This is a genomic window from Saccharothrix sp. NBAS 001 (assembly GCF_056640475.1).
Map to the genome: position 1 here is coordinate 4,487,841 of NZ_CM153251.1, position 18,551 is coordinate 4,506,391.

General features: G+C 69.5%; 13 protein-coding genes. 5 read left to right on the plus strand and 8 right to left on the minus strand.

Going from position 1 to position 18,551, the window contains the following annotated elements; translation table 11 throughout:
- Nucleotides 1-1,076: 1,076 nt before the first annotated feature.
- Nucleotides 1,077-1,289 carry a hypothetical protein gene (locus AC0HI0_RS18455; protein WP_480933609.1) on the minus strand — a complete coding sequence of 71 codons (213 nt, stop codon included), beginning with the start codon at nucleotides 1,287-1,289 and terminating at the stop codon, nucleotides 1,077-1,079.
- Nucleotides 1,290-1,608: 319 nt separating this feature from the next.
- On the opposite strand from AC0HI0_RS18455, the gene AC0HI0_RS18460 reads away from it, so the two are divergent.
- Nucleotides 1,609-2,007: a hypothetical protein gene (locus tag AC0HI0_RS18460; protein WP_480933610.1), complete on the plus strand. Its 399-nt coding sequence runs from the start codon at nucleotides 1,609-1,611 to the stop codon at nucleotides 2,005-2,007.
- Between the two features lie 15 nt (nucleotides 2,008-2,022).
- On the plus strand, nucleotides 2,023-7,047 hold the full coding sequence (locus tag AC0HI0_RS18465; protein WP_480933611.1) for an NB-ARC domain-containing protein: 5,025 nt from the start codon (nucleotides 2,023-2,025) through the stop codon (nucleotides 7,045-7,047).
- Nucleotides 7,048-7,182: 135 nt separating this feature from the next.
- Here AC0HI0_RS18465 and AC0HI0_RS18470 read toward each other — a convergent pair whose 3' ends face one another.
- The 3 genes from AC0HI0_RS18470 to AC0HI0_RS18480 form a co-directional block, all read right to left on the minus strand.
- A complete protein-coding gene (locus tag AC0HI0_RS18470) occupies nucleotides 7,183-7,563 on the minus strand; it encodes a hypothetical protein (RefSeq protein WP_480933612.1) in 381 nt (126 codons plus the stop codon).
- Nucleotides 7,564-9,507: 1,944 nt separating this feature from the next.
- On the minus strand, nucleotides 9,508-9,903 hold the full coding sequence (locus AC0HI0_RS18475; RefSeq protein WP_480933613.1) for a hypothetical protein: 396 nt from the start codon (nucleotides 9,901-9,903) through the stop codon (nucleotides 9,508-9,510).
- Between the two features lie 290 nt (nucleotides 9,904-10,193).
- A complete protein-coding gene (locus AC0HI0_RS18480; RefSeq protein WP_480933614.1) occupies nucleotides 10,194-10,889 on the minus strand; it encodes a hypothetical protein in 696 nt (231 codons plus the stop codon).
- Nucleotides 10,890-11,220: 331 nt separating this feature from the next.
- On the opposite strand from AC0HI0_RS18480, the gene AC0HI0_RS18485 reads away from it, so the two are divergent.
- Complete coding sequence (locus AC0HI0_RS18485) at nucleotides 11,221-11,409, plus strand: hypothetical protein (RefSeq protein ID WP_480933615.1); 189 nt, start codon at nucleotides 11,221-11,223, stop codon at nucleotides 11,407-11,409.
- A gap of 483 nt (nucleotides 11,410-11,892) precedes the next feature.
- On the opposite strand, the gene AC0HI0_RS18490 is transcribed toward AC0HI0_RS18485, so the two are convergent.
- The 3 genes from AC0HI0_RS18490 to AC0HI0_RS18500 form a co-directional block, all read right to left on the minus strand.
- Nucleotides 11,893-14,091: an ATP-binding protein gene (locus AC0HI0_RS18490; protein WP_480933616.1), complete on the minus strand. Its 2,199-nt coding sequence runs from the start codon at nucleotides 14,089-14,091 to the stop codon at nucleotides 11,893-11,895.
- A 77-nt stretch (nucleotides 14,092-14,168) separates the two neighbouring features.
- The gene (locus tag AC0HI0_RS18495) at nucleotides 14,169-15,017 is read right to left on the minus strand and encodes a hypothetical protein (protein ID WP_480933617.1); all 849 of its coding nucleotides are present in this window, start codon (nucleotides 15,015-15,017) and stop codon (nucleotides 14,169-14,171) included.
- A gap of 930 nt (nucleotides 15,018-15,947) precedes the next feature.
- The gene (locus AC0HI0_RS18500) at nucleotides 15,948-16,589 is read right to left on the minus strand and encodes a pentapeptide repeat-containing protein (protein ID WP_480934326.1); all 642 of its coding nucleotides are present in this window, start codon (nucleotides 16,587-16,589) and stop codon (nucleotides 15,948-15,950) included.
- Between the two features lie 44 nt (nucleotides 16,590-16,633).
- Here AC0HI0_RS18500 and AC0HI0_RS18505 point away from each other — a divergent pair, with 44 nt between their 5' ends.
- The gene (locus AC0HI0_RS18505) at nucleotides 16,634-16,864 is read left to right on the plus strand and encodes a recombinase zinc ribbon domain-containing protein (RefSeq protein WP_480934327.1); all 231 of its coding nucleotides are present in this window, start codon (nucleotides 16,634-16,636) and stop codon (nucleotides 16,862-16,864) included.
- 27 nt (nucleotides 16,865-16,891) lie between these two features.
- Complete coding sequence (locus AC0HI0_RS18510; RefSeq protein ID WP_480933618.1) at nucleotides 16,892-17,341, plus strand: hypothetical protein; 450 nt, start codon at nucleotides 16,892-16,894, stop codon at nucleotides 17,339-17,341.
- On the opposite strand, the gene AC0HI0_RS18515 is transcribed toward AC0HI0_RS18510, so the two are convergent.
- Nucleotides 17,305-18,420: an epoxide hydrolase family protein gene (locus AC0HI0_RS18515; RefSeq protein ID WP_480934328.1), complete on the minus strand. Its 1,116-nt coding sequence runs from the start codon at nucleotides 18,418-18,420 to the stop codon at nucleotides 17,305-17,307. The two genes, AC0HI0_RS18510 and AC0HI0_RS18515, sit on opposite strands and share 37 nt — an antisense overlap.
- Between the last annotated feature and the right edge of the window lie 131 nt (nucleotides 18,421-18,551).

Below are 18,551 nucleotides of genomic sequence, written 5' to 3' on the forward strand. Positions count from 1 at the left end.
CGCACTCGACCGCGAGGTGCTCTCGTACCACCCGATCCCGATCCCGTGGATCGAGAAGATCAAGATCGCCGAGGTGCTGCTGGCCGCCGGAAAGATCTCCCCCGAAGACCACGAACAGGCCCGCGACCTGGCGCTCGGCTCGACCAGCTTCTCCGACCTCCTGGCAGAGCAGAGGTTCCGCGCCCTGATCGACCGCGCGGTAGTCGACCACTGGCGCCCGTCCGCCAGGCATCGCCTGGCCTTCCCCGAACGCGAAGCCCCCTACCTGGTCTTCCACCACTCCCGGCTCCCCACCCTGGAAGAAGCCGCGAAGAGGATCGAATCCGCCTGGTCCCAAGGAGCGTTGACCGACCAGGAGTACGCCGAGAAGAAGCGCTGGAACCTCCACCTCCGCGCCCGCCCGCCCCACCAGGTCCCCCGCGCGGACGCCGTCTACGTGCTGGACGCCCAACTCGCGTACGGCGAGGTCTCGCCCGAGGAGTACGGCGAACTGATGGCCATCGTCCGCCACAGGACCGACCTCTACCCGGACCGGTACTGGTAGCGCCCGGCGCCGGTTCCCGCCCGGACGGCCTTCCGATCCGGTGTGTGGCGGACCCACTCGCCGCCACACACCGGAGTTGGCTCGCCGATGGCCGGGAGGATCCGAAAGCCCCCGGCAAGCGGCCACCGCGGCGCTACTACGAGTCGACCGAGGCAGGGAAGATACGGCTGGGCGCGCCCTGCTCGCGGAAGCGCGTACCGATGCCCGTTCGCCAGCCTCAATGTTCGGTAGGCCTGATGAACGATCTCGTCGAGGCGGTGGCTTCCTGGCGCTCGTTGGTGTTGGTGATCGTCGTGTTCGGCTTCGTGCTCAGGCTCCTGGTGAAGGTGTATCCCCGCGAAGATCCACGACGACGGGAACTCGTGACAGAGCTATACGCTTCGGAAGGATGGAGCGGCCCCTCTGGGTCGCCGACGTTAGCGGAGTATCCGGCAACGCCTGCGGATCCATGGGCTCCGCAGGCTGATACAAAGCCGGCCACACGACACAACGCCGACGGAAATATCGTTACCACGGGCAACTCAGCACAACATCAATCCAGGACTTCATGGCTGGCCAGGTCGTCATCCGCCGGGGCGTTCCCTCTCGCCTCGCGCGAGAACTCACGGACAACGACGAGCACGTGGTCCTCGTCCTCGACGGTCTTGACGATGGCATGGACGTACCGGCCGTTGCCGATCTCGTGCGAGCACCAGGTGTCCAGTGGGTAGCCTTTGGCTTCAGGGAGCTTCTCTGCACCAAGCAAGTCGACACGCCGATGGCGGAACGCGGGCGTACCGAGACGTGCCCATGACTCTCGGCGAGACGCGCACCAGGAGATGCGGCAGCCAATGCCCGATCACGCCCCCGAGCGTGCGTTGCGACCTGGCGCTCACTCTGGATCTTCGGGCTGCTCGGATCGGTCGGTAAAAGTGGCGACATCGCCTGGAATAACGTCGTTCCGGGCTGTCGAGCCCAGGTTGACGCCAAGTCACTTACGGCGACAACTTCATCCCGAAGTGGTACCACGGCAGGACTGGAAGTGCTTTAGCATTGATTCGCTACGAGGCGTGAGGGGGCGAAACGTGAGCGACCAGCCGAACCAGCCGTCAATCCGCATCGGCGGCGACGTGCATGGGCAGAACATACTCGTGGGTAGCACGCAGACCGTGCACGGTGACTTCACCATCTCGGTGGGAGGCGTGACGGGGGCAGAGGACCTTCTCGCCCAGCTCAGGGAGCAGACCGAAGCATTGACGGTGGCGTTGCGCGGGGTTCCGGCCGAGCAGCAGGGGGACGCTGAGGATGTGCACCTAGCGGCCGAGGACGCGGTCGCCGAGGTGGAGAAGGACGAGGTCGCGCCCGACCGGGTGCGCAAGAGGGCTGCTGCGCTGCGAAGGGCGGCGGAACGACTCGCCGGTATCGCTCCGTCCGTGCTGTCGTTTGCCACTCAGGTCGCGGCGACGATCGACAAGTTCGCCTAGGTCTCTGGCACCGGGATGGACTACCTGGCTGGCTGGCGAGCCAAGCTGCCGGACAGCGTCACGCTGTTCTCGGCGCTGGCTCGGGTGGACGCGCGGATCGGTGTCACGTACGGCATCGTCGGTGGCGCGCTTCTGTGGAGCGCACGCGAGGACGGTGATTCCGCCGACCTACGCGAGGTCTTGGCGGGCATCTGCGGAACGACGCACGTTGATCCGCTGCTGCATGCGGTGGAAGTCCTCGGCACCAGTACGCCACTCGATGGTGCCCTGGCGCTCACCCGTATGGCAGCGGACGACGGGGTGCTCCGCGCGCACCTCGACCGGCTCATCGGGCACTTCCTGGAGGACTGCCTGCGCCACGACCTGCTGAAGCGGCCGGCGGACATCCGCGTGGAAGGGTCGATCGACGGCGCCAACATCGTGATCGGCGGAGTCCAGTACATCGCCGGCGACATGCTCGTCTCGCAGACTGTGGTGCAGCCACGGCACGTCGTGCGGCCGATCGCACCTGATCCGCCTCCGCATTTCACTGGACGCGCCACGGAACTGGCCCAATTGCGTGCCGCGCTCTCACAGGGGCGCAACGTCGCCATCACAGGCATCCACGGCATGGGCGGTATCGGCAAGACCGCGACCGCGCTGAGGCTCGCCGCCGACATGCCGGAGTTCGGCACCGTGTTCTGGGCATCGCTCGGCCCCGCACCGAACCCCGCCGCGCTGCTGGCGGACTGGGCCCGGCACGCCGACCCCCAGTTCACGGCGGGCGACGGACCAATCGAGGGACTGGTCAATCGAGTACGAGCGGTGCTGACCGCTCTGGTGCGCGACCACTTCCCCGGACAGGTGCTGGTGGTGCTTGACGACGTTTGGGAAGGCGACTCACTAGCCGCCGCGCGACATCTGCGCACAGCGTCCCCGGCAGGGGCGGTCCACCTGATCACCACACGCTCCCGGCAGGTGGTCGCCCAGCTCCGGAGTACCGGCCTCGAACTGCGGCCGATGACATCGGATGACGCCGTGGGCATGCTCCGCGCCCTGCTGTCGGACTTTCCGAATCTCGCCGAAACCGCCCTGCGTGAGCTGGCGGAGATCGTCGGACACCATCCGCTGGCGATGGAGTTGGCGGCCGGGCAAGTGCAGCTGCTGGAACGACCGGATACCGAGATCGGCGAGCTACTAGCCCAGTATCGAGGAGGTATCCCCGCAGGGAGCCCGTTTCGAGACATCCGTCTTGAGCTGGGTGAGGCTCGCGAGGACAACCTAGAGCTGGTGCTGTCGTTCAGCTACAACCGGCTGGACGCGGCGGATCAGGCTCGATTCCGCGCACTTGGCGTGCTGGCGCACGGTGCCGACTTCGACCGCTCACTGTGCGAGGCCATCTGGGGTGACGACCCGAAGCCGGTGCTCGATCACTTCCGGCACCGGGCACTGCTCTCGATCGCGAACTCACCCGGCTGGTACCACCAGCACCAGTTGCTACGCGCCTATGCCCGCGCACTGCTGCACGGCAGCGAAGATCGTTCATCCGCGGAGGACGGCTACACGGCAGGCGTCGTCGACCTCAGCGCGAGATTCGCGGAACGAGCCGTCGACCAGTGGAACGAACTGAACCCGTACATCGCCCACATCGAGGAGGGCGGCACGCTACTCGTGCCGGCAACTCAAGCGGAACTGAACCGGGAACGCCCAGACCGCGCGCGGCTCGATCGGATGCTCATCTTCGCGTTGAACACCCGCCAGTTGCTCGCGACTCGCACGGAACTCCACCATCCGGAGTGGATGTCCGCTGGCGCGGCTGTCAGCTCGTTCCTCGGCGAGTCCTCGTACGAGGTGGTCCTGCTCAACGCGCTGGCCATGGGACAGTACGTGCGCGGCGATCCGTCTGCGGCAATCCGCAGCCTGTACCAGGCGCGCCGCCGGGCTGAAGCCGTTGACGACATGGCGGGCACCGCCCTGACGAACAGCAACCTCGGCGCGGTCATGCTTCGATACGATGCGGACACCGCGCCACAGTGGCTGTACCGGTCGGTGGAGCTGTGGACGCACCTCGGCGACGAACCGCAACTCGCCCATGCCCTGCTTCGGCTCGCGGACTGGCAAGCCAACTCCTTCCGCACGTTCCCCGAGCGCACCACGGCAATCCTGTCACTGTCGCACGCCTTGCACATCGCGGGTCAGCACGACCTCAGCGACATCCAGGCCGAGGCGTTCCTGAGGCTTGGCAGGCTCTTCGACACCATCGGCAGCCCGAGCACCGCAGCCCCCCTGCTGGGCGACGCGGTCGACAAGTTCGAGCAGATCGGCCAACGCGACCGCGAGGGGGTGGCCCGGCTATTCCTCGCCGCGGTGGTCGCGGCCGACGAACCCGACCGCGCGGCCGGGCTGCTGACGACGGCGATCTCGTTGTTCGTCACCACCGGTCACACCGCAGGACACGCCACCGCCCTGCGAAATCTCGCACAGCTGCACGCCGAAGCCGGACGGCACGCCGAGGCGCTCTCCACGCACGCCGCCGCACTTCCTCTGGCCCGTCGCACAACCATGGAATCCCTAGACGAGGACGAAATCGAGGAGTTCGTCGTCCGGGGCCACTTCACGGCCCGCTACGAGGACATCGCCCGGCTCGATGAGGTCGAGGCATACCGAGCCAAAGGCAGAGAACGGTCCGAACTCGCGGACGACGTCGCCGGCACGCTGCCCGAAGACCTGATGACCTACCTGATCAGCCACACCATCAGCGTCACCTCATCCTCCGGCCAAGCTCGCCGGGAATGGTCCGAGGCGTTGCGGCACTTCATCGACAAGGCCAACAAGCTGCACCCCGAGCACGCCGAGTTCCTCCGCGGCCTGATCGACGTCACTCTGGGCAATCCCGAACGCGGTGCGGTGGACACCTTCTACGCGCGGATGGTCGCGGAGGTCCGAAGGCGAGCCGAACAACTCCACGACACGGGCGATCGATCGCATCTGACGGGCGAAGACGCGTTGCGATGGGCGCAGCGAACGCTCTACGTCCTCACCGACCAACCGCAGCACATCACGGACTGGGAACGCGGTCTCCGCACCAACCTCCGTGGCGCCCGGACCTGGGGTGACGTTCCGACCGAGGACTACTGCCGCGCGTTGCTCTGCGTACTGGCAGGCCAGCCAGCCGCCCTGCCGACAGACCATCCGCACCACGCGATCCTCGAAGGGTTGCTCGACGCGCTCTTCGAGCACCAGCGGCTACCTGCCCATGTCCTGCTGGAACGAACAGTGGCGACGCTCGTCGCGCAGCCCGGCGAACTCGCCGGCTGGACCGAACATCTGGAGAACCAGAAAAGGGACTCCTGCTGGCGCGGCGACCGCTGGGGCGAGGAGTTCATCACCGCGCTCCTCGTCCTCGTGTCCGGCGACCAACCCGTGCTGGGAGTGGGTAATCCCTACCGCGACGATGTCGCCCGTGCCACCGAAGCAGTCACGAACGGCACTCTTCTCTTCACCCTGATGCCGCGCGCAGAGCTCGCCCATCTGGTGGACCAGGTCGTCGCGGCGAGGACGGACCGACCGAAAACGACCGACGGGCTCGCCCAGCGTCTCGGCGATCAGGCCGAGGAGTCCCGCCACATCGGCCGGCACGCCGACGCCGATCTCTACGCCGCATTGGTAGGGATTCTCCAAGGCCGGTCACCAGAACTTTCCGGTCGGCATCCATACGCAGGTGTGATCGAAGCGATCACCACGGCCATCGGCGAGCAGCGCCGTGCCCCGTGCGCCGACCAGACCCTGCCCGATGACGACGTCGCACGGCTGGTGGACCTCATCGTGTCATCGCGATCCGGTGCGCTGGACGAAAGGTCCGGGATTGGCGATTACTTCGCGAGCTACCTGTCAATCACCCAGGCACGTGGCGAGGACTGGCTGAACGAGACCTCTTTCCTTGCCGCACTCCTCGACCTGCTCGCAGGCGGAGAACCGCAGCTCGCTCCGGAACACCCCTACGCGGCGGCAGTGCGACAGGCACACCATGAAATCCAGCGAAACATCGCGCTGAAGTCTTACGGCGGACGACTGTCCGTTGCCGACCTCAGATACCTGCTCGACTCGGCTGTGGAGCATCTCCGCGCGGACCACGCGTACACCGAGTCGTTCGTATCTGGCATGCCGACGGAACAGGAGGCTGTAGCAGACTACCTACGCGATAGGTTCGACGCACCTGAACTGCGCCGCAACGCACGGGCCAAGAACCAGTGGGAGCACAACCTCCTTGCTTGGCGCGACGACCTGGTGCGTCGCGGACCGCAGTGGCGGCACGAGATCGAACTGGTCGACGCGGTAGCCGCGCTCGTGAAGCTGGCTCCCGCCGAGCGGCTGTCCCCGAGCAACCCATATGCCGAGCTGGTGCGCCAGTTCACGGAAGCTTCCCCTCCGATGCACCGGCTTCCTGCCGACCAGAACATCGCGGCATTGGCGCTCGACAAGTACGAGTTCACGACCAGCCATCGGCACGCTTCGCCGATCGCTGTGCAGGACCTTGACATCACGCTGATGTGCACGGTGTTGGCCAGGACCACTGGACCGGATCAACACGAGCACATGATGGGTGCACTGCGGTCTCGTTCCGATGCTTTGCCTTCACACGTCGCGTTCACAGCAGAGCGGGAACTCTTCGACGCGCTAATGCGAATCGTACGCGGGGAGAACGTCGCACTACCCGTGGGCCATCGGTATGAGACCGAATGCCGGCAGGTACAGGACAGCATCGACCTGTTCCACGGCGAGCTCACATGGCCAGGCAGCCTGACCGGCGACCTGATCATGCGGTTCGTCTCGTTGACAGGCGGCACACTGACCACCCATCGCGAACACCTCGACACCTGGCGAGAGCAGTTCGGCACAGCACTGACCGCACACACAGAGCAGTTCCCGAACGACCGGGAAACCGGCGACTTCCTGCGGGCACTCGCCATTCTGCTCCAGGGCAGGGCGGCCCACCTACCACCAGGCAACCGCTACGACCCATTCCTAGCCGCAGCGAGGAACCAGATCAAGTTCTCCTGACAGACGGACCACCGCGTTGGCTATGAACGCGATCATGGAACGCTGGATCCGCAACTGCCGACGCGAACTCCTCGACCGCACCCTCATCCGGAACCAACCGCACCTACTCCACGCTCTACGCGAGTACGAGAAGTCCTACAACACCCACCGCCCCACCAAGGCATCGACAACGCCCGACCACCACGCGCCCTGCCACCAGCCGTCACCGATCAAGCAGCGATCACCAGACTCGACGTCCGCCGACAGCAACGACTGGGCAGCATCCTCAACGAGTACCACCACGCCGCCCGACCCGCACGGACGACATTTCGGCAAGCACACCGTTCGAGCGCGGATTGACCCGGGCGCGCCGGTACCGCGACGAACTCGCGCGACGAATCCGTCGAGGGCGGCGAGCTTGAACACCAGCCGCATCGCCCGCACACACGCCTCCCCCGCGTACCTGCCATCGCGACTGTTGGACCGCACCCGAGCCCGGGCCACCGACAGTTCCTTCAACCCCAGGATGTCGGTCACCCCCACCCTCACCCGATCCAGCCGGCGACGGCCGAATGCCGCCTCCGCACGCTTCCAGTACAGGCGACAGCGCTGCGCCTGCGACGGCGTCGCCGCGTCACGAACACACCCAGGTAATCCTTCACCTTCGGCACCGCCGGTGAACCCGCCACCGCGGACCGGAGCACTCCCACCGCGGCGCCCACCTCGCGGAGCAGCCGCACCTTCTTCCAGTCCCTGCAGCCAGCCGGTGTTGCCAGGGTGCCGTGAAGCATCCGGCCGAGGGCGCGCTGGCACCGAACCTGTACTGCCACACAGCACAGCCGTTCGACCGCAGCCACGGAACCGAGCAGGGGTCTGTCGTGGCCGTTCACGCGCCGAGGCCGACAATCCGATCATCCACGGCTTCGACTCTGTCCCGGATCGGTATGCCTTGGACGGTGTGGTGCAGGTGCGGGGATACAGGCGCCGGGTCGGCACCGTTGCTGCGGCTGGGCGTCGAGCGCGTTCAAGCAACCCTTACGCTACGCTGGGCTACACGTCGGTCGCAATGCGAGTTCGGCGTGGGTGCCTGGAGGTATGGAGTGCGGCACGTGATGCGCGCGGCTGTCCTGTTGACCATGTTTCTGGGTTTGGCGGTGGCGGTGATCGTATTTACCGAGCCGCAGCCCCTGGACGGTGTGTGGTCGAAGCCCGGTGCCGAGGCGGACGCGGGTTGGCTCGAGTTGCGAGCCTGTCCGTTGCACGCGTCGAAGTCGGAGTGCGGGCCGCCGCCGGAACCGTCGCGGTGGTTGAGTCCGACCTTGGTCGTGGTCGCGGCGATCGGACTCGCCTTGGCGTGCACTGCGGTGTGGGAGTGGCGTAGGCGCCGCCTTAGCTGAGCGGGCCGTCGCGGGGTCAGGCGGGCCAGAGTTGGACAAGCCATTGTTCGATGCCCTCGGCGAAGGAGACCGGCCCGGCGGCCCGGATGGCTGTCTGTCCGCGCACGTGGGCCCGTACCCGGTAGTCACCGGGTACGGGCAGTTCCACTTCGTGCTCGCCCGACTGGCGCTCCCGACCGACATCGGTGTCCTTGCTGACCCGAAGAAGTGGTTACGTGGCAAGGGTTTGGGCAGGAAGCGCGGTTCACCGCACAACGGTGGCTTGGAATCCCGCCGCGCACGGGCAGCTGCCGACCACGTGAGGATCTTCGACTCCACCGAGGTGCGTGATCCACACCTCCCGCGAGCCGGTGCGAGTGAGCGAGGAACGAATGCCGGGCCGCCGCCTCACGCCACGGCTGTGGCCACCACCCGTGACCAGAATCCGATCGTGTCGTCGCCCTGTTCGACGGTGACGGCCGGCTCCGGAATCATCCGCACGACGTTGCCGTGTGAACCGTGGTGCTACCCGGACCGGCCTCCCCAATCCAGCCGTGCACTAGATTGGACACCCGGCGGGTGTTCAACACAGCAGCACCCCGACCCACGAGGTCTTCGAGTCCTACCCGATCGACGGCGTCGGCCCGCGCGGTCACTCCGGCCCGCGACGCCGGAACCTCCGCCCGACCTCGTACCCGGCGGGAAGTTCCTGCCGTACTGGGAGAACAGCGTCCCCATGCACGGCGAGACCGGCCGTATTCACGCCAGCGGGAACCCGAGGTCAGGCTCGGCTGCCGCCGCCCGGCGACCCGCCGAGCACAACCCTGATCGGCGGCGGCGGCGTCCGGGCCGGGCCTTCCGCGTAGGGCCTGGTCGGCACGAACCGACGGCGGCCGGCACGGCGGGTGAGGAACGTGCGCAGGGCCTTGCGGGCGGTCTCGGGTCGGGTCAGGCCGGTCAGCTCGCAGATCCGCCGACGCAGGTGCTCGGCCCGCGTCTCCTCGGCCGCGGTCCGGGCACGCCGCGGCAGGCCGTCCAGAGCACGGAACAGACGCTCCAGCTCGGCCGCGACCTGGTCGGTGAGTGGCGGCGCCGCCGGCCGTGGTCAGCCCTGCGCCGGGCGCGCCGGTCGTCGCTCCTCGCGTTCCCGCTGCCGCGAGGCCAGGTCGTCCTCGCCGGCCGGGACGTCCCGGCCTCGGTCGGGAGCCCGGCCGCCGCGTGCCGGCCGCCGCCGGGACTTGGCTTCCCGGTCCGGTGTCCGGTCGCGTCGGGCGTCAGGAGCCGGCAGGCGCACGGGCGCGAGGAAGGTGATCTCGTGCCGGGTCAGCGCCCGCGCCGCAGCCACTGCGGCGCTGAGCGAGTTCAGCCCCGTGACCCGGCACAGCCAGCGCTGCACCTGCGCCAGCTCGGCGTCGCGGACCTCGCCCGACTCCCGCGATGCCAGTTCGTCGTAGGTCGCGACCAGCCACCCGATGGCGTCGCGCCGCCTGTCCTCCAACAAGCCCACCACCCCACCCCGGATCGACCTCGTCCGTGCCCTCCCCCCTGAGGGAGGGCCACCGGTACGACACCACGACGCGATCCGCCCACGCTCCAAAAGAACCGGCCGGTACGCGAAGGGACGGCCAACAGGGGTAGCTCGCCACCTGCGCCACCGTCGAGCTGTCGATCCGGTTCCACCCGCCACGGCCGGGAACTCCGAGTCGACGGCCGGCGCGAGCCAGCCGACCTTCGCCGTGTCCCACATCGCGTCGACGTGGTCACCGGTCTCCGGACGGACCGGACGACGCGTCACCTGCGATCCGGCGGCGCCTCCGCTTCTTCCCGGGCGAGCAGTCGGGCGGCGTCGTCGGGCAGGGGGAGGCCGGCGGCGCGGTTCTCGCGGGCAGCCCGCAGGAGAAGAGCTTTCCGCTCCTCGATGTCGGCGACGATGCCCGCGAGCAGCGTTTCGAGCCAGCGCGTCTCCTTCTCGTGTTCGCGGGCGTGGAGTTCCAGGTCGGCGGGCGGCCGGTCCCGGTCCGCCGACGGGAGCTCGGCGGCGTGGTGGCGGTCCCCCGCGATGATCTGACGGACCATGGTGGCGGGGAGGTCGCCCAGCGCGCCGAGGTCGCGAGGGCTGGACCACGAAGCCATCGCGCGGATCTGCGCGTTCCGGGGCTCATGGAGCCAGAATGCCCGGTCCCGGAGGGCGAACAGATGCTCGACCAGCAGCGACTCCAGCCTGTCGAGGGCGTCAGCCTCGGGGCGCAGGTCCGCGGCGAGGCGGACCAGCTTGTCCCTCTCCGCGTCCCGCAGTTCCCCGCGCCGCCCGGTCAGGTAGTCCTCCAGACCGGTGAGCTCGCCGTCGTGGTGTTCGGCGAAGTTCGCGCGCAACCGCGTGGCGATCGCCTCCAGCTCGTCGTCGGTGGTGTGGGCGGTCACGGCGGTATGGCTGTCGGGGGCCTGCTGCGGGACCCAGTCCCGCGCCGCCACGATCCCGGTGTTCATGGACACCATGTTGCACCGCCATCCGCGCGGCACCGGACCCCGCCGCGCCACGACCTCGGCCCACCACCGCGTACAGCCTGTCGTGGCCGGGAGAAGTGCCCCGGGTCCGGTGGAGACTACCCAGGACGCGGACCGCGCGCCTCGCCTGTGGGCCTCCCGCCCCGCCTCTACTCCCACCGGTTCGGCCCACCGGTCCTCGGGCGCCTCGGGGGACGCCGGTTGGCGGGATGGCCGGATCGTCACACACCGGCCGGGCGGGCGGCCACCGGATTCCCCGCGTGAAACCACCATCCGCACACCCCATTGGCACACAAGGGATCCTGGAGAACACGTGGACTCGGCCGACGAAGCGGATGCCGTGTCCGCGGTGGCGTGGAACCTCATCGACGTGGTGCTCGGTGGCGCGTCACCTCACGAGCCGTTCAGGTGCTCCGATCCCCACGTCGACAGCGAGTGCGGCTGCCGGGAGTGCGCCGCGTTGCGCCACCTGGCCAAGGCCACCTGTCGCATCAAGGGCTGAGGCAAGGCCACGCGCTCCCACCTGACCCGCTGGTTCCCGACCGGTCCCTGGCAGGTCCCGGCCGAGCCCGGCGACCCGCACACCGATGCCGACGGCCTGGTCACGCTGCCACACGATCCCCACAGTGGCGAACACGAGGACCTCTACGTGTGCGGGACGATCCACGCCCGCGCCGTGCTGGACGCCCGTCCCGACTTCGACACGAAGGCGTTCGGGCGGATCGTCTGCACCCAGGGCCTGATCGACTGCGACTGGCAACCGATCAAGGAAAACCTGCCCGGAACCCACGAGCCGGTGTTCGAGGCGCTCCGTCGGGAGATCCTGCGCCACGTCCGCACCCGACAGGACCTCCACGCCGGAACCGCCGGCGGCATGAACCGCTCAACGGCACGCGCCGCTCCCGGACATCGCCGCCCCCAGGCGGTCGGCCATGGTCGGAGGCAGAACTCCTCACCTCGGGTGAGGGTGGGCCGTCTACGCGGTTCAGGTGTGGTCGAGGTCGTCGAGTTGGCGTTGGACGCGTTCGGCGTCGGCGTCGCGGCCTTGGTCCCGGTACAGCTCCAGTGCCTCCCGCCACACCCTGCGGGCCTGCTCGTGCCGGCCGAGGGCGGCATGGGGATGGCCCACACCGTCGAGGTTGTCCGCGACCCGGTAGGCGTCGCCGAGGTCGCGGTTCAGGGTGAGGGCGTGGTGGTAGTGGTCGAGGGCCTGGTGGTGGTCGCCGGTGTGGTGGGCGATGTAGCCCAGGCTGTCCCGGGTGTCGGCCTCGCCGTCGGGGTTGTGGTGGTGTCGGTGCAGGGTGAGGGCGGCCTGGCAGTGTTCGCGGGCGGTGTCGAACCGGCCCAGGCGCGCGGCGAACCAGCCCACCGCGTTGAGCGCGTCGGCTTCCCACACCGGCTGGTCGAGGGTGCGGATGAGGGTGAGGGCGTGGTGGGCGTGCTCCAGTGCCCGCCGGTCGTACCTCCGTCGTCCCCAAGCGACCGCGAGTGCCCGGTGGGTGAGGGCTTGTTCGGTGGGGTCGTGGTGGCGTGCGGCCAGGTCCAGGGTCTGCTCCAGCTGGGTAATGGCCTGGTCGTGCAGGCCCAGCCGGGAGCAGGCTCGGCCGAGGAACCGCTGGGTGTGGCCGCGAGTGGCGGGGTCGGGTAGGTGATCGGCGGCGTCCAGTGCGGTCTGCCACGTGGTGACCGCGTCGTGCCGGTGCCCTCGCCGCTGGTGGAAGGTGGTCAGGTTCCAGGCCAGGTGCCAGACGGTGTGGTGACGGCCGAGGACGGCGGCAGTGCGTTGGGTGGCCAGCAGGGTGGCGTGCTCGGCCTCCAGCCAGGCCAGCGCCGCGTCGGCGTCGGGCAGTGGGTGCGGGTGCGCGCCGGGCGCCGGCGGTTCGGGTGACAGGAGTGTGCTGTGGGGGTTAAGGAGGCGGTCGGCGGTGTGAGCGGTGTGCAGGTGGAAGTCCATCAATCGCACCAAGGCCGCGTCCCGGAGGTCGTCGGGAAGGGTGGTGTGGGCGGTGTCCGCGGCGTAGCGGCGAACCAGGTCGTGCATCGTGTACCGGCCGCCGGGCCGCCGTTCCAGCAGCGAGGCGTTCTCCAGCCCGCTCAGCGTCCTGCGGGCGAGGCGGTCGGGCAGGTCGGTGAGGGCGGCGGTGGCGGGCGGGGTGGTGTCCGGACCGGGGGCGATGCCCAGCAGCGCGAACACGGTGCGCTGGGTGTCGGTGAGCCGGCGCAGGGACCAGGACAACACGGTAGGCAGGCTGGCGGCCGGGTCGCTGTCGTGCTCGAGCGCCTCCAAGCCGAGCTCGCGCAGCTCGGCGGCGGCCTCGGCCAACGCGACGTCAGAATGGGGCCCGGAGGTGCGCGCGATGATCGACAACGCCAGCGGATGGCCCCCGCACAACCCGATCAACTCCTCCACCGCCCTGGGCTCGGCGGCGACACGGTCCGCGCCCAGGCGGGCGACCAGTAGGCCGCGCGCCTCGTCGCGGTTCAGGACGTTCAGGGGCAGGTGGCGGGCGCCGTGCCGGTCGATCAGCGAGTCCAGCCGGTGACGGCCGGTGACCAGCACCGTGCAGGACGGCGAGCCGGGCAGCAGCGGCACGACCTGCTCGCTGGTGGCAGCGTTGTCCAACACGATCAGCATCCGCCGCCCGGCCACCAGGCTGCGGTACAGCGCGGACTGGGCGTCGAGGTCGGCGGGGATGCGTCCGGGGTCGACTTCGAGGGCGTCGAGGAACCCGCGCACCGCCACTGCCGGCTCCACCGGGTCGCCGGCGGGGCTGAAGCCGTGCAGGTCCACGAACAGCTGCCCGTCGGGAAACCGCTCCAGGTGCCGATGCGCCCACGCCAGCGCCAGCCAGGTCTTGCCGATGCCCCCGGCACCGCCGATCGCCGACACCAGCACCGTCGCGCCCTGCCCCGCATCCGCTGGGTGGGTGGTGGGGGCTGCGGTGGTCGGTTCCGGCGCGTGTGCGCCCGGTCCCCGCGGTGTGGCGGCGTGGGTCAGGGCACGGTCCAGACGGGCCAGTTCCGCGCTCCGGCCGGTGAACAGTCCCGGTACGGCGGGCAGCTGCTGCGGAGTGACCGGCGCGGGCCGCGGTGGTGGCGGGTGCAGGTTCAGGTTGCCGTGCACCACGCCGACGGCGGCACCCTGGTCGGTGGCGACGAGGTCACCGTGGATGCTCGTCGTCACCGCGGTGCCGGTGTCCGGGATGGTGTCGGGGTGGGGCGGGTCGGCCGCCGACGCGGTGTGCCCGTGGTCCGCGTCGGCTAGCGGGGGTCGAGCGGCTGCTGCGCAGGAGGCGGCGGTGTGCCGATGGACAGGTGGTCCCCGGTGGCCGCGCCGATGGTGACGCCCGGTCCGGAGCCGTGCACGTCGCCGGCGATGGTGACCCCGCGCGACCCGGCGCTGTCACCCCGGATGTGTGGTCCGGGCGCGACCGTCGGGCTGGTCGCCGTATGGCTGCCCGGCGTGGTCTGTGGTGCTGCGGTGTCCGGCGGGCGGGAGGTGAGGACGGCGGGGTCGGCGGGGTAGGGGTGGTCGGGCAGGGCGATCCAGGCGCGGCTGCGGAAGGATTTCACCGTCACCTCGACGGGCCGGAACGTCGCCGGGTCGAGGGTCGTGGAGTTGCGCACGACCTCGTCGAACACCAGTCCGGACACGATCATTGCCAGCACGCCCGGTGAACCGGTCAGGGCCTCGCGGACCGGGGCCGCGTCCAGCAGCCGGAACGCCGCGACCATCGTGGGCGAGGTCGCGCCGTGCTCGTCGAAGGCCACCTCCCCGGCGTGCACGGCCAACCGCAACCGCACCCCGGAGGCCTCCGGGCTGGTGTTGTTGTGCTCGCGCACCGCCCGCACCAACGCCTCGGGCAACACCTCCAGCAACGGTGCCTTCGGGTACTCCGGCGGCACCAGCACCACCACACCGTCCCCCGCGTCCCCTTGCCAGCACGCCTGCATCGGCACCCCGGCCGCCGCCAGCGCCTCGGCCACCACCGCGTACATCCCGGCCCGGGTACCCAACTGGTGGGGCAGCGTCCGGGCCGCAGCGCTGTAGCCCTCCACGTCGACCAGGACCATCGTCCGGTGGACCGCGTGCCTACCCGTACCCGCCATGCCAACCTCCGCCGGTGGAAGACCGCGTGGTGTCGTGCCGATGGCACGCAGTTCTACCGACCGAGGCCGTCAGGTTCTGCGTCATACGACCCAGTAGTCCCTCGATCGGCCGCACGGATTCACCCGGCCCATCCCACCGAGGGCGCGGGCTGGCCCCGCCGGCGCGGAACGAGCTTCGGCCGGGGCCGAGTCGGTGAACACCCGCCTCCACCGCGCCCGGCCCCGCCGCCGAGCGCCGGCACAGCGCATCCCGGCAACCGCCACGACCAGCGCCCCGCGCGTGGAACCCGTTGGCGCACAAGAGTTCTCCAGGACGGAGCGTCGCCCAGGTCGCGCCCGAATGCCGGATCAGAATGGCGCGTCCGACCGGTCGACGGTCCGACGCGCCCACCGCACGACCACCCTCCTCCACACGCCCGCCAGCGGACTTCCGGAGCCCGCACCGCCTCGGCCAACAACACCTCCGCCCGCGTCGAACACCCGTTCCTGTCGGCGTCCGCCCAGTGTTTGAACCTGGTCCGGACGAAGCCGTCGCGGACCTCGTCGGCCACCGGCAACGCGGCCACCGCGTCGCGCAGCGGTGTCCGCGCCACCGCCCGCGGCCCGGTGTCCTCCTGCTGCGCGGACGCCGTCACCGGCACCGCCGCCGTGACCGCCACGCACACGACGGCCGTGCCCGCGACCCTCCGCCACGACACCGAACCCACCGGCCACGCCCCTCTCCGGGGACCCCTCGCGGACACCTGCTGCGCCCGCGACCACGACTACCGGCCCCAGGCCGGGTGCGCCGCGCGGGCGGGCGAATCGGCCCCCGGTCGGGCGGCCCGGTTCACCGCGCCGGTCGCCTCGGGTGCTCTCCACCCGACCCGGCGAACGCGCCGCACCGTCGCGGGTCCGGTCGCGGGCAGCGGCGCAGGGCCGGTCGCGGTGTCAGGCGGTGTCGGCGGCCGGTGGGATCAACACGGCGGGGACGGAGACCAGGCGCGCCCATTCGTCGCCGTCGGCCACGACCGTCCAACCTTCAATCAACACGTCGTCCCTGTCCGGCCACGCCTTCGCCCGCGCCCGGCGCGCGCGGGCAGGCAGGGCGAAGACGGTCTGTTCGAACTGGGCGTCGCCCGTGAAGGTGGCCTCGCCGAACCAGACGAGGCCGGAGAAGACGGTCCACTCGAACCAGACATCGCGGTGGAAGGTGGCCCTGCCGAACCGGCCCGGGCACAAGATCCGTGCCCCGTCGAAGAGGGCCCGGCCGAACCCGGCGATGCCGGTGAACTCCGTCTCGACGAACAGTGCGCTGCCTTTGAAGTGGGTTTCAAAGCGGGCGTCGCCGGCGAAGGAGGCTCCGCCGAAACTGACGGTGCTGCGGAAGGTGGCCCGGTCGAACGTGGCGATGCCCCCCACGTGGCAGCCAGCGAGGTTGAGGTCGACCAGGGTCGCGCCGGTGAGGTCGAGCCCGGTGTCGAGCCAGTAGGTGTCGCAGGGGTTGTCGAGGCTCCCGCCGGGGATGAGGTGGTCGGCGAGGATCTGCTGGGCGGTGAGCCGGACCTCGCGTTCCCGGTGGCGGTCGAGCAGCGCGGCGTGCGGGCCGGGGCCGGGGTGAGGGTGGTTCGGTGGGCGTGGATCCGGCGGGCCGGGGTTCGTTGCAGCGGCCTCCGCACGCCCATCCCCTGCGCGGCTTGATCAGGTGTGCGGTGTGCCGCCGGAAGATGCAGGGTGAACCGGCCCGGATGGGCGCCTACTACCGGTGCACGGCTCGGACGCTCGCGCCCGGTTCACCGGCGTTGGCCGATCATCCGAAGACCGTGAACCTTCGTGAGGATGTTGTTCTCACCGCGCTCAACGGCTAGATCGGGCGCCTGTTCGCGCCGGAGAACGTGGACGCCACAGTTGCGGACCTGATCGGTTCCCAGGAAAGCACCGAGAAGAGCAGCACGAGCGACACCAAGAAACGGCTCGCGGCGGCAGAGGAGCAGTTGAGCCGCTATCAGCAGGCGATCAAGGCGGGCGTTGAACCCGCGGCGCTGGTCGAGGTCATGAACGAGGCACAGGCAGCGATGGAAGCGGCACGAGCGGAGATGTCCAAGGTCAAGAGCGGCGGGAAGCTGGACATTGCCGAGGTGTACGCCATGATCGACTCGCTCGGGGACATCGAGGCCACTTTGGACGACGCGAAGCCGGAGCGGCTGGCCCAGCTCTACGCAAAACTGCAGGTAGAGTGCTGTCTCGCTCGGCGCGGTCTCACCCTCGAGTTCGGCGCACTGGCCCACCGGGCTCGACACTCCGGTTCTCACCGCAGCGGCCGGAAGAAGTCGGTGAGGTCGTGAGCGAGCAGGTCGGGTTCTTCGTGTGCGGGGAAGTGACCGCCGCGTGGCATCTCCGTGTACCTCGTGACGCGGTAGGTGCGCTCGGCCCAGCTGCGTGGCGGCAGGGCGAGGTCGGCTGGGAACAGCGCGAGGGCGGTGGGCACATCGATCCGCTCGACCCTACGCGTCAGGTTCTCGCTGTACTCGTAGTACGGCCGGAACGAGGTCGAAATGGTGTTGGTGAACCAGTAGAGGGATGCCTGCGTCAGCAGGAAGTCGTCGCTGAACCGCGAGGACAGGTCACTTCCGCAGTCGCTCCACGCGCGGTACTTCTCGATCATCCACGCGAGCAGCCCTGTCGGCGAGTCGGCCAGCCCATAGCTCAAGGTGATCGGTCGGGTGCTCTGTTGGTGCTGGTACGCGCCTTCCTTCGTCGACCAGGTCGCAACCGAGTCGAGATAGGCGCGCTCCTGCGCGGTGACGCTCTCGTCGTCGTAGGCGACCGGACTGGCGACGGCCGCCAAGTGGATACCCACCAGGGCGTCGGGATGGGCTTCGGCCAGGCGGGAGGTGATGCCCGCGCCCAGATCCGTGCCGTGCGCCCCGTACCGGGCGAGACCCAGTTCCTCTCGCATGAGCAAGTGCCACAGTTCGTGTGTCTGCAAGGGATCCGTGAGCGAAGGCCGTTGCGGGGAGAAGGCGAATCCCGGTAGCGACGGGACGATGACGGTGAACGAGTCCGCCGCGCGACCACCGTGTTCGGACGGGGTGGCCAGTCGCCGGGCGAGGTCGGTCAACTCCAGGAACGAACTGGGCCACCCGTTGGTCAGGACGATCGGCAGGGCGTCCGGAGTTTCGCCGTCGAAACGGAGGTAGTGCACCGGTGTCCCGGCGATGTCCGCGACGTGGTGGGGCAGGGCGTTGATGGCGGCTTCCTGGGCGCGCCAGTCGTAGCTGTCTGCCCAGTAGGCGACCAGTCGCCGCAACTCACCGGGATCGGTTCCGGCCGACCAGCCGGTCACCGGCCACGGAGCCGGCCATCGCGTGGCGGCCAGTCGCGCTCGCAACTCGCCGAGTTCGGCATCGGTGACCTCGAGCACGGGCCTGTCGGGAACCATGGTTTCTCCTTGCACTCGCGGAAATTCGTCCTTGCCGGGCCGCTCGACTGTCTTGGCCATCACGGCCTGCGCCGCCTCCGGTGACCGCGGTCCGGTCGTCGGCAGTGCGCGCA

What these genes read in the sequence shown, in the direction of transcription:
- AC0HI0_RS18480 (WP_480933614.1), bottom strand. Translation starts at nt 10,889, where the DNA reads ATGAACACCGGGATCGTGGCGGCGCGGGACTGGGTCCCGCAGCAGGCC.
- AC0HI0_RS18465 (WP_480933611.1), top strand. Translation starts at nt 2,023, where the DNA reads ATGGACTACCTGGCTGGCTGGCGAGCCAAGCTGCCGGACAGCGTCACG.
- AC0HI0_RS18495 (WP_480933617.1), bottom strand. Translation starts at nt 15,017, where the DNA reads ATGGCGGGTACGGGTAGGCACGCGGTCCACCGGACGATGGTCCTGGTC.